This window comes from Wenzhouxiangella sp. XN24, assembly GCF_011064545.1.
Taxonomy (GTDB): Bacteria; Pseudomonadota; Gammaproteobacteria; order Steroidobacterales; family XN24; genus XN24.
Genome location: NZ_JAAMFG010000028.1, coordinates 105,363 through 118,968, shown reverse-complemented (window position 1 = coordinate 118,968; position 13,606 = coordinate 105,363). Strand labels below are relative to the sequence as shown.

General features: G+C 65.8%; 13 protein-coding genes. 2 read left to right on the top strand and 11 right to left on the bottom strand.

What is annotated here, in order from left to right:
* Position 1 precedes the first annotated feature (1 nt).
* Complete coding sequence (locus G6032_RS04905; RefSeq protein ID WP_165281019.1) at positions 2–4,660, top strand: PAS domain S-box protein; 4,659 nt, start codon at positions 2–4, stop codon at positions 4,658–4,660.
* A 30-nt stretch (positions 4,661–4,690) separates the two neighbouring features.
* Here the strand turns inward: G6032_RS04905 and G6032_RS04900 are convergent, their stop codons facing one another.
* From G6032_RS04900 to G6032_RS04865, 8 genes are all read right to left on the bottom strand, one after another.
* Positions 4,691–5,974, bottom strand: a complete 1,284-nt coding sequence (locus G6032_RS04900) for a cyclopropane-fatty-acyl-phospholipid synthase family protein (RefSeq protein ID WP_165281018.1) — start codon at positions 5,972–5,974, stop codon at positions 4,691–4,693.
* On the bottom strand, positions 5,971–6,759 hold the full coding sequence (locus G6032_RS04895; protein ID WP_165281017.1) for a DUF1365 domain-containing protein: 789 nt from the start codon (positions 6,757–6,759) through the stop codon (positions 5,971–5,973). The genes G6032_RS04900 and G6032_RS04895 overlap by 4 nt, the downstream gene beginning before the upstream one ends.
* Positions 6,728–8,005: an FAD-dependent oxidoreductase gene (locus G6032_RS04890; RefSeq protein WP_165281016.1), complete on the bottom strand. Its 1,278-nt coding sequence runs from the start codon at positions 8,003–8,005 to the stop codon at positions 6,728–6,730. Before G6032_RS04890 ends, G6032_RS04895 begins: the two co-directional genes overlap by 32 nt.
* A gap of 23 nt (positions 8,006–8,028) precedes the next feature.
* On the bottom strand, positions 8,029–8,475 hold the full coding sequence (locus tag G6032_RS04885) for a nuclear transport factor 2 family protein (protein ID WP_206211816.1): 447 nt from the start codon (positions 8,473–8,475) through the stop codon (positions 8,029–8,031).
* On the bottom strand, positions 8,472–9,416 hold the full coding sequence (locus G6032_RS15465) for a MerR family transcriptional regulator (RefSeq protein ID WP_206211815.1): 945 nt from the start codon (positions 9,414–9,416) through the stop codon (positions 8,472–8,474). The genes G6032_RS04885 and G6032_RS15465 overlap by 4 nt, the downstream gene beginning before the upstream one ends.
* Positions 9,417–9,423: 7 nt before the next feature.
* Positions 9,424–9,966: a DUF3833 domain-containing protein gene (locus G6032_RS04875; protein ID WP_346763760.1), complete on the bottom strand. Its 543-nt coding sequence runs from the start codon at positions 9,964–9,966 to the stop codon at positions 9,424–9,426.
* Positions 9,963–10,532 (bottom strand): chalcone isomerase family protein, encoded by a 570-nt coding sequence (locus G6032_RS04870; RefSeq protein ID WP_165281015.1) that lies wholly within the window; start codon positions 10,530–10,532, stop codon positions 9,963–9,965. The genes G6032_RS04875 and G6032_RS04870 overlap by 4 nt, the downstream gene beginning before the upstream one ends.
* 268 nt (positions 10,533–10,800) lie before the next feature.
* The gene (locus G6032_RS04865) at positions 10,801–11,157 is read right to left on the bottom strand and encodes a metalloregulator ArsR/SmtB family transcription factor (RefSeq protein WP_240901994.1); all 357 of its coding nucleotides are present in this window, start codon (positions 11,155–11,157) and stop codon (positions 10,801–10,803) included.
* A 124-nt stretch (positions 11,158–11,281) separates the two neighbouring features.
* Between G6032_RS04865 and G6032_RS04860 the strand changes: the two genes are divergently transcribed.
* On the top strand, positions 11,282–12,148 hold the full coding sequence (locus tag G6032_RS04860; RefSeq protein WP_165281014.1) for an MBL fold metallo-hydrolase: 867 nt from the start codon (positions 11,282–11,284) through the stop codon (positions 12,146–12,148).
* Here the strand turns inward: G6032_RS04860 and G6032_RS04855 are convergent, their stop codons facing one another.
* Genes G6032_RS04855 through G6032_RS04845 form a run of 3 tightly spaced genes read right to left on the bottom strand, consistent with a single transcriptional unit; the run spans position 12,149 to position 13,535 of the window.
* On the bottom strand, positions 12,149–12,577 hold the full coding sequence (locus G6032_RS04855) for a YbaN family protein (protein WP_165281013.1): 429 nt from the start codon (positions 12,575–12,577) through the stop codon (positions 12,149–12,151).
* 40 nt (positions 12,578–12,617) lie between these two features.
* Positions 12,618–12,965 carry a hypothetical protein gene (locus tag G6032_RS04850; protein WP_165281012.1) on the bottom strand — a complete coding sequence of 116 codons (348 nt, stop codon included), beginning with the start codon at positions 12,963–12,965 and terminating at the stop codon, positions 12,618–12,620.
* A 42-nt stretch (positions 12,966–13,007) separates the two neighbouring features.
* The gene (locus G6032_RS04845) at positions 13,008–13,535 is read right to left on the bottom strand and encodes a protease inhibitor I42 family protein (protein WP_165281011.1); all 528 of its coding nucleotides are present in this window, start codon (positions 13,533–13,535) and stop codon (positions 13,008–13,010) included.
* Positions 13,536–13,606 lie beyond the last annotated feature (71 nt).

Sequence of the window (13,606 nt, the reverse complement as noted above, 5' to 3'; positions counted from 1 at the left end):
CATGGGTTTTACGCGCAACTACCGCCACCGGCCCTCCCTGATCGGATTCGTCCTGCTGTTACTGGCGATCATGTGGCTGGTGACCTTCGGCTATTTCAATCATCGTCGTGCCCAGGCCACCGACTATCTCCTGACGCAGGCCTCCACCAGCCAGGCGCTGGCATGGGCGGCGGCGCAGTCGATGTACCGCGACAGCGTGCAGACTTATTTCGACGAATACGTGCTCGAGCCGACCACGCTGGACTTGTTGCGCCAGGCGCAGGAACCCGCTCTGCGCGACAGCGCGCGAATCCAGCTTTACCGTCACCTCTACGATACCTACAGTCGCCTGCAGGGACGCGGGCTGCGCGAGTTGCATTTCCATCTTCCCGACAGTCGCAGCTTGTTGCGCTTTCATCTGCCCGACCGCTTCGACGATGCGCTCGACGAAGTCCGGCCCGCGGTCGGGCAGGCCAACAGCTCGCTCGAGCCGGTCAGCGGTTTCGAAGTCGGCCGCACGGCGACCGGCTTGCGCCATATATTCCCGGTCGTCGATGCTTCCGGCCGCCACCTGGGGAGTGTCGAGTTCGGCGTGTCCTTCGATGCCTTGCGACAGGAGATGACGCGCCTGCTGCCAGAGCGCGAACTGCAGATGTTGTTGCGCCGCGCGGTGGTCGAGCGCGCGGTGCTGGACGACCAGCTCATGCTTTACGCCCCGTGGCCGGTCTCGGAACGCTTCGTCGTGGAGGATCCGGGCCGGGTGCTGCCGGACGCAGGGCCACCCCTGGCCCGCTTCGCCGATGACGTGATCGAGAACCTCGCCAGGCTGCACGAGGCCGATGATTTCCTGCAGCGCGGGCGGGCCGTGTCGCACCTCGGCACGGCGCATTTCTCGGCGGTGCTGACCCCGATCGAGGATGCATCCGGCCGCGAGATCGGGCAGGTCGCGTCCTACGGGCCCGAGCCGGATCTCGCCGACATCGAATGGACCTTCACGCTGAACATGGCGATGTCCACGCTGCTGCTGCTGCTGCTGGCCGGCGCGGGCTATGTGGTGTTGCGGGAGAACAGCATCAAGCTGCTCGAGCGGCGTCGCCTGCAGACCATCAACGATACGATGGGCGAGGGTCTCTATGTCATGGATGCCCAGGGTCACATCACGCATGCCAACCGCCGGGCCGGAGAGCTCCTGGGCCATGGCGTGCGCGGATTGCTGGGCAAGTTCGCGCATCCGTTGTTCCACCGTCATGCCGACGGCTACGCCACGCCGGACAGCGAGTGCCCGATCCTCATGGCCGTGAAGCGCGGCGAGGAGTACCAGGGACGCGAGCTGTTAGAAAGGGCGGACGGTTCGCGGTTCATCGCCCAGCTCACCAGCCGTCCCATCATTCTCGATGGGCGCTTTATCGGCTCCGTGACGTCCTTTGCCGATATCAGCGAGGAAATGCGGGTGCGCGAGGCGCTCGACGCCAGCGAGGCGCGCTATCGCTCGGTCGTCGAGAACGCACGCGACGTCATCTTCCAGGCCGGCCCCGACGGGACGCTGAGTTTCCTCAACCAGGCCTGGGTGCGCGTCACCGGTTTCCCCGTCACCGACTGCATCGGCGCCCCGTTGTCGGACTTCGTGTTTCCCGCCGACCGCCCCCGATTCGAGACGACTCTTCATGACCTGGTCGCCGGCCGTTCGGACTACGGCCATGTCGAACTCCGCTACCGTCGTTCCTCCGGGCATGTGGGCTGGATGGAATTCAGGGCACGGCGGGTCCCTGCTCCGGACCGGGTAGCCTCGGGCATCTCCGGCACCCTCGCCGACATCAGCGAGCGGAAGCAGGCCATGGATGCGTTGCAGGAAGCCCGCAGCCAGCTGAGCGCCACCCTGGATGCGATTCCCGATACGCTCTGCGTCATCGACCTCGACGGGTATTTCATCGATTTTCATGCCTCGGGAGCGACCTCCTGCTTTCCGCCGCCGGAACAGGTCATCGGTCACAGTCTCGAGGACGTGTTGCCGCAGCCCGCCGCCGCGGAATCCCGCAGGGCCATGGCCGAGGCGCTGGAATCCGGATTCTCCGGCGGACATCGATACGCCATCGAGACCGCGGCGGAATCGCGCTATTTCGAACTCAGCGCCGCGCTGAAGCCGCCCGCGAACGGCGGGAAACCGAGTTTCGTGTTTGTGCTGCGCGACATCACGGAACGCATGGCGGCCCAGGAGGAGAAGCTCAGGTCACAAGCGCTCATGGAGGCCGCCGTGGCGAATTCGCCCTCCGGGATCCTGATCGCCGATGCCCCTGACGGTACGATCCGGCTCGCGAACCGCGCGGCCTTCGGACTTCATGCCGGCGACGAGCGGCAGCAGTTCCTCGACGATGCGGCCTGGAAGGAGCACATGACCGGTTACGAGGTGCTTCGTCCGGACGGCATGCGTTACCCGGGCAGGGACATGGCCCTGATGCGCGCGCTGCGCACCGGCGAGCAGACGGTCGGCGAGGAAATCATCGTGCGCGACAAGACCGGCACCGAGCGCTGGCTGAGCGTCAACGCGGCGCCGATCCGCGGGCCCGAAGACGAGATCATGGCCGGGATCGTCATCTTCCACGACATCACGCGACGCAAGCGGACCGAGCAGCGCCTGGAGCTCGCCGCCAGCGTCTTCGTGCATACCCGGGACGGCATCACCATCACCGACCCGGACGGCAACATCGTCGATGTCAACGACGCGTTCACGCGCATCACCGGCTACGACCGCGAGGAAGTGATCGGCCAGAACCCCAGCATTCTCAGTTCGGGTCGTCACGATGCGGCTTTCTACAGTGCAATGTGGCGCAGCCTCCAGGACGACGGCTACTGGCAGGGCGAAGTGTCGAATCGGCGCAAGAACGGCGAGATCTACGTCGAGATGCTGACCATCACGGTCATCTGGGACGAAGACGGCTTGCCGCGAAACTATGTCGGACTGTTCTCCGATATCACCCTGCAGAAGGAAGACCAGCGCAAGCTGGAGCACATCGCGCATTACGATGCATTGACCAACCTGCCCAACCGGATCCTGTTTTCCGATCGTCTCGACCAGGCCATGGCCCAGGCCCGACGCCACGATCGCAAACTGGCCGTGGCTTTCGTCGATCTCGACGGTTTCAAGGACATCAACGATCTCAACGGGCACGAGGTCGGTGACGGCCTGTTGACCTGTGTCGCCGAACGCATGCAGCGCAACCTCCGGGAGGGCGACACGATCTCGCGACTCGGGGGCGACGAGTTCGTGGCCGTCTTCGTCGACCTGCCTGACGAAGGCGTGGCGGACGAGATGATCGGCCGCCTGCTGACGGCGGCGAGCCAGCCCGTGTTCCTGGACAACCGGGTGCTCCAGGTGTCGGCCAGCATCGGCGTGACCTTCTATCCGCAGGCGGAGCGCGTGGACGCCGACCAGTTGCTGCGCCAGGCGGACCAGGCGATGTACCAGGCGAAGATCGCGGGCAAGAACCGTTACCACGTCTTCGATATCGCCAGGGATCGCGACATTCGAGGTCGGCACGAGTCGCTCGATCGCATTCAGCAGGCCCTGGAGAGGAACGAGTTCCAATTGCACTACCAGCCGCAGGTCGATCTCAGGACCGGCCACCTGCGCAGTGTCGAGGCGTTGATTCGCTGGTTTCACCCGGAGCGCGGCTACATTCCGCCGGTGGTCCTGTTCGCCGATGTGCATGGCCACGACCTGGAGATCAAGATCGGAGAATGGGTGCTCAACGAGGCGCTCAGCCAGGTCGAGACCTGGCGGGCCGTCGGCCTCGACATCCCCGTCAGCGTCAATATCAGCGGCTTGCATCTGCAGCACCCGGAATTCGTCAGCCGCCTGCAGGACTTTCTCGCCGCCCACCCCGGTGTCCGGCCGGGCCGGCTGGAACTCGAAGTGCTCGAAGACAGCGCACTGGAGGATATCGGCCGCGTCTCCGAGGTGATCGACGCCTGCGACCAGATCGGCGTCGGTTTCGCGCTCGACGACTTCGGCACGGGCTATTCATCGCTGACGTTCCTGCGTCGCCTCCCGGCCCGGGCGCTGAAGATCGACCAGAGTTTCGTCCGCGACCTGCTGGACAACCCGGACGACCTCGCGATTCTCGACGGGGTGCTGGGTCTCGCCAAGGCCTTCGGTCGCGAGGTCGTGGCGGAAGGCGTGGAGACGCCGGCCCTTGGAGAGTTGCTGATCCAGATGGGATGCAACGTCGCCCAGGGCTACGGCATCGCCCGGCCCATGCCGGGCAAGGACATTCCCCGGTGGCTGGACGCATGGCATCCGCCACCGGGCTGGGTCCAGGCGCGGCGCGTCCGGCGCGAAGACGTGCCGGTGATTCACGGCATCAGCCAGCAGCGCGCATGGATTCGCCGCATCGAGGAATCTCTCAACACCGGTGGACGTTTTCCCGCCGAGCCGCGTGCGGACGGCTGGAAACTGCGTCGCTGGCTGGACAACGTGGACCACGATCGCAGGCAGCGCCGGCAGGCCGATTTCGATTCGCTGGAAGCGAATTACATGCAGTTCATGCTCGCCATCCAGGCCCTCAAGGACGCCAACGGCCAGGGCAGGCTGGAGGAGGCGAGGAAACAGTTGCCCGTCCTGCATGTCGCCATCGATCGCATGCAGGAGGGCGTCGCCGCCCTGCTGCAGACCTATCCGAACTGAGTCGCAGCCCGCACAGGCGTTGCTGCCCGGTCAGGCGTACCCGAGCGATTCGCGCCGGTTGCGCGGCTTGGCCAGCAGCAGCTGCACGTTGCCGATATTGCGCTCCAGGAAGGCCCCTTCACAGTAACAGAGGTAATACTCCCAGAGCCGCACGAAGCTGTCCGGATAGCCCAGCGAGCGCACCGCGTCGACGTTTTCGAAGAAACGCTCGCGCCAGCGGTTGAGGGTCCGGGCGTAATGCAGGCCGATGTCCTGCAGGTGGAGCATCTGCAGGTCGGTGGTGCGGGCGAGGCTGGCACTCATCGCCGCCACCGAAGGCAGGAAGCCGCCCGGAAAGACGAAGCGCTGGATGAAGTCGACCGATTTCAGCGCCTGCGCGTACAGCTCGTCGCGGATCGTGATGGACTGCAGGAGCATCAGGCCATCCGGCTTCAGCAGGCGTGAACAGCGGCGAAAGTAGGTGTCCAGGTATTCGTGGCCGACGGCCTCGATCATCTCGATCGAGACGAGCTTGTCGTAGCTTCCCTCGAGGTCACGATAGTCGCAGAGCAGCAGCTCCACGCGCTCCTCGAGCCCGGCCGCGCGGATCCGTTCGGCCGCCAGTTCATGCTGCGCGCGTGAGATCGTGGTCGTGGTCACGCGGCAGCCGTAGCGCCCCGCGGCGTGGAGGGCGAGGCCGCCCCAGCCGGTACCGATTTCCAGCAGGTGGTCCCCGGGCTTGAGCTCGAGCTTGCGACAGATCGCGTCCATCTTGGCGAGCGACGCCTCTTCCATCGTGGCCTCTGGCGATTCGAAGATGCCGCAGGAATAGTTCATGGTCGGATCGAGGAACAGGGCGAAGAATTCGTTGCCCAGGTCGTAGTGCGCGGAGATGTTGCGTCGGCTTCCCTGGCGACTGTTGCGGTTCAGCCAGTGGGCGACGCGCCGACCCAGCCCCGCCAGCCGCGTGGCGCTGCCGTCGACGTCTTCCAGGACATGCCGGTTGGCGACCATCATGCGCACGAGCGCCGTCAGGTCGTCGCATTTCCACAAGCCGTGGATATAGGCCTCTCCGGCGCTGGTGGTACCGCCGAATGCTGCGTCCGCCCAGAATTGCGGGTGCAGCACCTCGATGTGTGCATGCAGGCCTTCGGGTCCCGGCTCCCCGCCGAATCGCAGCGAGCCTTCCCCGTCGTGGATCTCGAGCACGCCATGCTCGATGCGCGCCATCCTCTTCAGCAGCAGGCTGCGTGCAAAGCGCTGCATGCGCGTCGGACGGACGCGCGTGTCTTCCACGACGGGTGCTTCATTGGCGGGAATGATGTCTTCTCTCATCCTGGATTCTCCATGCCGGGATCACGCTTGGCCGGATGCGTATAAAAGGCGGCGCCCTTCAGTTTCAGCTTCAGGGCCTGCCAGTAAATCAAGGTCACGACACGCAAGGTCATGAAGGGAAAGCGCAGCAACGCGCCGGCGAGCGAGGGCCCCGTGATCTCGCGGCGCCGCAGCCGCAGGGTCGCGTCGAAAGCGTGTCGGCCCTGTTGCTCGTTGCGCAGGTGTACGGACAGGCGCTCGCCAGGCTCGGAGAAACGCCACTGGTAATGGGTTTCCATCGGCAGGAAAGGCGACACGTGAAACTGCTTTTCCAGCTCGAATTCCTGCAGCGGACCGCGCATGCGCGCCTCGTTGCGCGGCAATACGTAGCAATGCGTTTCGCCCCAGGGCGTGTTCCTGACCTCGGCGACGATCGTCTCGACGCGCGTGCCGCTCTCGTCATAGCAATAGAAGAAACTGACCGGGTTGAAGCAGTGCCCGAAATAGCGCAGGTGCGCCAGCATGCGGATCGGACCCGCCGGTGTGCGCCCCGTGCGCCTGGCGACGAGTTCGCGCACGGCCCGCGCCATGGATGTCGCCGGGTCGCCGAAATGGTCCTCACGCTTCAGCCAGGCCAGCGCCCTGCGGCGCGTGGACCAGAACCAGCGGCCGCGGAACACCGTGTCCAGTTCGTCGAGGTCCAGCCACAACATGAACATGCCGTACTCGAAGGCATTGGACACCGGGTCCCGCCCGCCGCCATGGCGGCGATGGCTAACCCGCCCGAAGTAGAGGCAGCTCTGCATTCCGGCTCCATTCCTGTACCGCTTCGGCGGCGGCAAGTCCGCTCTTGACGCCGTCCTCGTGAAAGCCGTAGCCCAGCCATGCGCCGCAGTAGAAACTCCGCTCCTGCCCCATCAGTTCATCCCGCCGGCGCTGTGCCGCGACCCCTTCCGGAGTATAGACGGGGTGCTGGTAGACGAATTTTCGGATGATCTTCGCGGGATCGATCGCCACCGTCGGATTCAGCGTGACCAGCAACTGTGCGCGTGCGTCGAGGCCCTGCAGGATATTCATGTTGTAGGTCACGGATACCGCGTCCCTTGGCGAGGCTGGAATCCGGTAATTCCAGGCGGCCCACGCGTTTCTGCGTTGCGGCAACAGGCGCTCGTCCGTATGGAGAACGGCCAGGTTGGGCTGGTACGGGATGGCGCCGAGCACGTCGCGCTCCGCCGCCGTCGGCGTCGCCAGCATCGCCAGGGCCTGGTCACTGTGGCAGGCGAAAATCACGGCATCGAAGGTCTCGCGCTCGCCGTCACGCAACACCAGTTCCACGGAGAACTCGTCGCGATGCACCCGCGCGACTGGCGCGTTCAAGCGGATGCGCTCCGCAAAGGGCGCCGTGAGGGGGCCGACATAGCTGCGGCTGCCGCCACGGATGACGCGCCACTGCGGCCGGTCGTTCACCGACAGCAGGCCGTGGTTGGCGAAAAACTCGACGAAATACCGCGCCGGGAAACTGAGCATCGTCTGCGGGTCCGTGGACCAGATCGCGGCGCCCATCGGCACGATGTAGTGCTCGACAAAGCGGCGCGAGTAGCCTTCGCGGACGAGATAAGCTCCGAGCTCCAGGGTATCGTCGGCCTCGGAGAGCAGCTTTCGGGATTCTCGATTGAAGCGCAGGATGCTGCGGATCATCATCCAGAAGCCCGGGTTGACCAGGTTGCGCCGCTGCGCGAACAGTTGGGCGGTCGAACTGCCGCAGTATTCGAGTCCGCTGCGCTCGCACTGCACGCTGAAGCCCATGTTGCTCGGTTGAGACTCGACCCCGATCTCATCCATCAGCGCAATGAAGTTCGGATAGGTCCAGTCATTGAAGACGATGAACCCCGTGTCCACCGCCCAGTCGCGGCCCTCGAGCGCCACGTCCACGGTGTTCGTATGGCCACCGATGTAGTCGTTGGCCTCGAAGACCGTGATGTCGTGCTGCCGGCAGAGCTTGTGGGCGGCCGTCAGGCCGGAGATCCCGCTGCCGATGATGGCGAGTTTCATGATGCTTGTTTTCCTTCTCCGCGTCAGACGCGACGGCGGATGGCCCGGATGACTGTCCCGAGCACGGGGAGCCGCTCGTAGAGCAATGCCCCGGCATCGAAATAGTCTCGGTGGTAGTGCACTCGCTCCGCGAAGCGAATGTGGGTGGCGCCGGGAAGCGCCAGTTCCTCGCCGCTGCGCAGGCGGCCGTGTCTCATGCGCATGGTCCAGGTGAGCATTGCCTCCCCGGGGCCGGCGATGACGGTGTCGAAGTCGAAGCGTATGGATTCGACTGCCGCATAGAGCCGGCCGAAATAGGCCTTCAGTTCCGCGAGGCCTTCCACGCGGTGCAGCGGGTCCTCGAAGGTGACGCCTGTCGCGTACACGCCGTCCAGCAAGGCGAGATTGTCTGCACGCAGTTCCTGGAACAACGCCTGGAGGCGACCAACGACATCAGGCGCCGGCCCGGCAGAGCGGAGCGACGGCGTCACGACGGGTCTGCATCCGTGCTGAGGAAGCTGATCACCCGGGCCCTGGCATCGCCCATCTCCTGCCCGAGCGGGAGGAAACCTTCGCCCGCGTCTTCGACAAAGGCGGGGGCGGCAAGCATTCCCGGCGCCAGGCCGGCCCAGGCGCGTGCCCCGCCGCCCAGTACGACCGCCACCGCGTCGATGCGCTGGACGGCTTCGGCCAGGTCGTCGAGTCGCGGGGCATACAGCATCGCCGGACGCAGGCCCGAACCCACCAGTCCGAGCGCGAATACCAGCGCCCAGGTGCGATGGGCGGGATCTGTGGGGCTGCAAACGAGCACGCGGCGCTCTCCCGGCTGGGCGACACGCTGGTAGATGCGGAAGGCCAGCAGGCCCTCGAGCCAGCCATCGAGAAACCTTTGCTCGAGGCGTGGCAGGGTCGGAACGAGGCCCGGCAGCCGATCCAGCAATTGCTCGTCGGTACCCTCCGCGTCGGCGCTGAGCGATGCTTCGAGGACCGCGCTCATGCCATCCTCGTCGAGCGCATGGAGCCGTTCCTGGAACCGTTCGAGCAAGCGGTCTTCGCGATGCTCGCGAGGATGCACGGGATCATCCAGCAGGCGGCTGGCCCGGCTGATGGAGACCCCCTGTTCGACCAGGCGGGAGGCGGCGCGCAGCACCTCGACGTCGGCGCGGCTGTAGAGTCGGTGGCCACCGGGCGTACGTTCGGGCATGACCAGGCCGTAGCGTCGCTCCCACGCGCGGATCGTGACCGGGTTGATGCCGGTGAGGCGGGAAACGACGCGGATCGGAAACAGCGCGGCCACGCCTGCGCCCGCGCCCACGGCAGCTGTCACGACCTGTGCGTTGCTGATCGGGCGACGGCCGATACGGTCATGACCACCGTGGTCGCGCCCGGCCCGTACCGGCGCGTCGGGGGAAGAAGAAGTGGCTGTGTCCATGGATGAATCAAGGCGCATTGTCGGGCTCCAGCTTCTGGAAAAAAATCGTCAGTTCGGCGACCCGGAACCCGAACTTGCGGATCTCCGAGCGATTCACCAGGATCTCGTCCTGGATCAGCCACATCCAGTCATCGAGACGCACGTCGATCGTGCCGTCCCGCCACGGCAGGGAGAGGGTGTAACGCCATCGCAGGGCGTTGCCGAAGGCGCGACCCTCGGCCTCGCCGACGACGTCGCCCGCCGTGCCGATGTAGTTGTGCTCGTCGAGCTTGCGAAAGCGCCATACGCGGCGCTCCGTTTCGCCGTCGCTCCAGACGAAGTCCTCTTCCAGCACCCCGGAATCGCCGTCCCAGCGGCCGACCATGTCTACGCGGAAGCTGCGCGTGACCTCGCCGGAGCGGTCCTGGAGGATGCCCCAGGCCACCAGCGGACCATCGAAATACTCGTCCAGCTGAAGATTCGGCTCGCGGCCGGCGTAGTCCTCCACCGCTGTGGTGCAGCCGGCGGCCAGCAACACCAGCAGCAACAGTGCGTAGCGGCGCGCGATCACTGCTGTTCCCCGATCAGCGCGGTGCGCAGGTCGCCCGCTCGCGTGTCGGGATGCAGCCAGATGCCGAGGAAAGCCGGCCCGAAGCGCGGATCCTCTACTACACCGAGGAGGCCGTCGTTGCCGTAGAAGCGAGTGGCGCCGTCCGGTTCGTAGACCGCGATGATGCGGTCGCCCGGCGCCACGTCGGGCCAGATCTGCTCAAGCTGGCCGAGCCAGTCCTGCACCATCGATCGTCCGCTGATGTTGAGTTCCCGCTCCAGGCGGTTCCACTCCCGCTCCGTCGTGTCCAGCAGGCGTGACCGGGGGATGTTCCGTCGATAGGTGATTTCGAGCGCAAGCGCCCCCTGTTGGCCGGAACCGTCGTACTGGCCGTCGGGATCGAGCAGTCTCGCGTCGTAAACCTCCAGGCCGAACCATGTCATTTCGCCGCTGCCGATCTCGACCAGCCCTTCGAGCGCCGGGGTGCCGCCTGCCGGGGCCGGCTCGGATATCGCCGCGGGGGCACTGCCGGCCAGGAGCACGCCGAAGACGGCCAGCAGCATCGGGAACGGTGTTTTCAGCGCCATGATTTTCATCCGCAAAAGTTACCCACAAGCTATACATCGTCGGCCGGCACGATTCGGATTCAATGATCGTTACTCCGATGCAGGCCTCGCCGCTGCTGGCGAGCGGCCATTCCCGGCCTCTTCGCCACGACAGGCGGGCAACGTGTACGCGGGTTCTACAGAATGACGGCCGCCACCAGGCGCAGTTCGCCGGTGACGGCGCAACCGGATTCAGGCAGGTGTCTTGTGACGGGCGCGATCGGGTGATGCGCCGGAGGGCGGGGGACGGTCAGTCTGCGTTGTTGCCGCAGAAGATGTCGTGCAGGGTCTCGATCAGCCGCCCGGCGGGGCCGTCGGCAATGCTGTAGTAGATGGTCTGCGCCGAACGGCGCGTATGGACGAGACCATCGCGGCGCAGGACCGCCAGGTGCTGCGACAGCGCGGATTGCGACAGGGGTACGCGTTCGTTGATCTGTCCCACGGTGAGTTCGCCCTTGGCGAGGCTGCAGAGGACCATGAGCCGGGAACTGTTGGACAGGGCTTTCAACAGCCGCGTCGCTTCGTCCGCATGGGCACGCATCTCCTCCGGATCGAAGGACAACAGCTTGCCGCTGTTCGGCTGCAGATCATGTGGTCGTGTACTCATAAGCGCTATGCTAGTCGATCGTAAAAAAAAAGAGAAGTTCCCTAAATTAGTAAAATCGGAAATAATAAAGCCGCTTACAGACCCCGCCCGGTCGGCGGCTTGCAGAAGCGACATGGAGTGCTGCATGGCTCGATCACCGCAAGTCCGCGGCTTTTATCACCCGCCGACATCCACCTTTTCCTACGTCGCCTGGGACCCCGAAAGCAGGCAGGCGGTGATCGTGGACCCGGTGCTCGACTACGAGGGCGCGGCCGCGCGGACGGATACTGCAAGCGCCGCGGCATTGATGGCGATCGTGGCGGCCGAGGCCCTGCAGGTGGCCTGGATTCTAGAGACGCATGCCCATGCCGATCATCTTTCGGCCGCGCACGTCCTGCATCGCTGGACCGGGGCGCCGGTGGGCATCGGCCGGGGCATCGCCTCGGTGCAGGCTGCTTTCAGCGAAATATACGGCTTGGGCGAGGATTTCCCGGTTGATGGCCGGCAGTTCGAGCGCTTGTTCGGCGAAGGCGACCGACTCATGGTGGGAAACATTCCCCTGGAGATTCTCGCCACGCCGGGTCATACCAGCGACAGCATCACCTACCTGTTCGGCGATGCGGCTTTCGTCGGCGATACGCTGTTCGCGCCGGATTACGGCACGGCGCGTTGCGATTTCCCCGGCGGCGACGCGGCACAGCTGTTTCGTTCCGTGCAGAAACTCTACCGCTTGTCGCCGGAGACCCGCTTGTTCCTGTGCCACGACTACCCACCGGCGGACCGGGATCCACGCTGCGAATGGAGCGTAGCCGAGCAGCGCCAGGAGAACGTTCACATCACCGCGAACACCACGGAAGAGGCGTTCGTGGCGATGCGCCAGGCGCGGGACGAGACCCTGGGGATGCCCGCGCTGATCCTGCCGGCGGTACAGGTCAATATCCGTGCCGGACGGCTGCCGGACCCCGAGGACAACGGCACCCGTTATCTGCGTATCCCGCTCGACACCCTCTAGTCAGGGGGTCGGCGGCGTCGGCAGGCGCAGCAGGTACACGGATACGGCCAGCGCGAGCAGGAACATGGCCACCTGTCCGACCACGACCGGGACGAAGAAGATGATCGTCACCCCGAAGGACAGCCACATGACCAGCAGCGTCGTGGCCTTGCCGCGGCGTGTCATGCCGCGCCCCTCCTCGAAATTCCGCACGTAGCTGCCGAACCACCGGTGATTCAGCAGCCAGCCGTGGAAGTGTTCCGAACTGCGCCCGAAACAATAGGCGGCAAGCAGCAGGAACGGTGTCGTCGGCAGTCCCGGCAAGAGGATGCCGAGCGCACCCAGCCCGACACAGATCATGCCTGCGGTGATCAGCATCCAGCGTGCCGCATGATCCAGGTAGGTCTCGGGCGTATGAAGCCGGTGGCGCCGGCGCGGTGGTTCCGTCATCGCTGGCCGGGAGCTGGCCGGGAGGCCGCGGGGAAGTCACTCATGGCGCAGGGCCGGTGTCGAGGCGGTAATAGCGCCGCAGCCGCCGGCTGCGGAACACGGCCATGGCCAGCAGCGTGAGTACCGCCACGGCGCCCAGAATCAGCACCATGCGCAGATACGGCACGTCGGCCGCCATGCGCACGCTGGCCATGGCCCACGCCAGCCACAGCCAGCGCAGCGCCCCCAGTGCCAGCGCGCCTTGAACGACACGCGCGGCCCAGGGCTGCGGCACGGCGAGCAGCACCAGCAGCCCTGCCACCACCCCCACCATGATGTCGTTGCCGGCGCGAAAAAAACTTGCGCCCAAGAGCAGCAAGGCCAGCGCCGGCGCAACCAGTCGCCACATGATCTTCTCCCAGTTTTTTGCACGCGCCCCGGCGCGGCGGGATCACTCCACTTCGAAGCGATACACCACGGTTTTCAGCGGCGGGCCGCCTCCCTGCAGGTCGCGGTACTCGAACGCGAGTTCGGCCTGCCCCGGCTCCGCGGCGATGAAACGCCAGGTCTCGAGGCCCGGTCCCGCGCCGCCGGCGCCCGTGTCGGGCTCGAAGCCCGGCAGGCCGTCGGTGGCCACCACCGGGAGGGCGTTGCCGGCCGGAATCCATGTCATGCCGCCGGCGCGATCCGCAGGGAGTTTCACGATCACCGCCTCGCCTGTCTGCAGGCGCAGGCTCCGGCCGTCGTCCTCATCGGTGACGGTGATCGGCGATGCGTCGGCTGCTGCCGCGGGCTGCCCGGCCGCGGGCGGCGTGTCTTTTTCGTCCGCGTCCGGCGCGTTCTGCTCCGCGGCGGCGGGCGGCTCGATCGGCGGGGGAATCGTTGCGGGCGGTTCCGCGCGCTGGCCGCAACCGGCCAGCAGGACCGCGCTCAGCACGGCAGGAAGACGAACACGACGCATCAGCGTTTCCAAACTCACATCAGGCTCCCGATTGGTATGCACGGCGACCGGAAAGGGTCGCACCGCGGGCCCCCATTGTCAGGGAAAAT

Coding starts and splice junctions, on each gene's coding strand:
- G6032_RS04905 (WP_165281019.1), top strand. CDS start 2: ATGGGTTTTACGCGCAACTACCGCCACCGGCCCTCCCTGATCGGATTC.
- G6032_RS04900 (WP_165281018.1), bottom strand. CDS start 5,974: ATGAGAGAAGACATCATTCCCGCCAATGAAGCACCCGTCGTGGAAGAC.
- G6032_RS04895 (WP_165281017.1), bottom strand. CDS start 6,759: ATGCAGAGCTGCCTCTACTTCGGGCGGGTTAGCCATCGCCGCCATGGC.
- G6032_RS04890 (WP_165281016.1), bottom strand. CDS start 8,005: ATGAAACTCGCCATCATCGGCAGCGGGATCTCCGGCCTGACGGCCGCC.
- G6032_RS15465 (WP_206211815.1), bottom strand. CDS start 9,416: ATGGACACAGCCACTTCTTCTTCCCCCGACGCGCCGGTACGGGCCGGG.
- G6032_RS04870 (WP_165281015.1), bottom strand. CDS start 10,532: ATGGCGCTGAAAACACCGTTCCCGATGCTGCTGGCCGTCTTCGGCGTG.
- G6032_RS04865 (WP_240901994.1), bottom strand. CDS start 11,157: ATGAGTACACGACCACATGATCTGCAGCCGAACAGCGGCAAGCTGTTG.
- G6032_RS04860 (WP_165281014.1), top strand. CDS start 11,282: ATGGCTCGATCACCGCAAGTCCGCGGCTTTTATCACCCGCCGACATCC.
- G6032_RS04855 (WP_165281013.1), bottom strand. CDS start 12,577: ATGACGGAACCACCGCGCCGGCGCCACCGGCTTCATACGCCCGAGACC.
- G6032_RS04850 (WP_165281012.1), bottom strand. CDS start 12,965: ATGTGGCGACTGGTTGCGCCGGCGCTGGCCTTGCTGCTCTTGGGCGCA.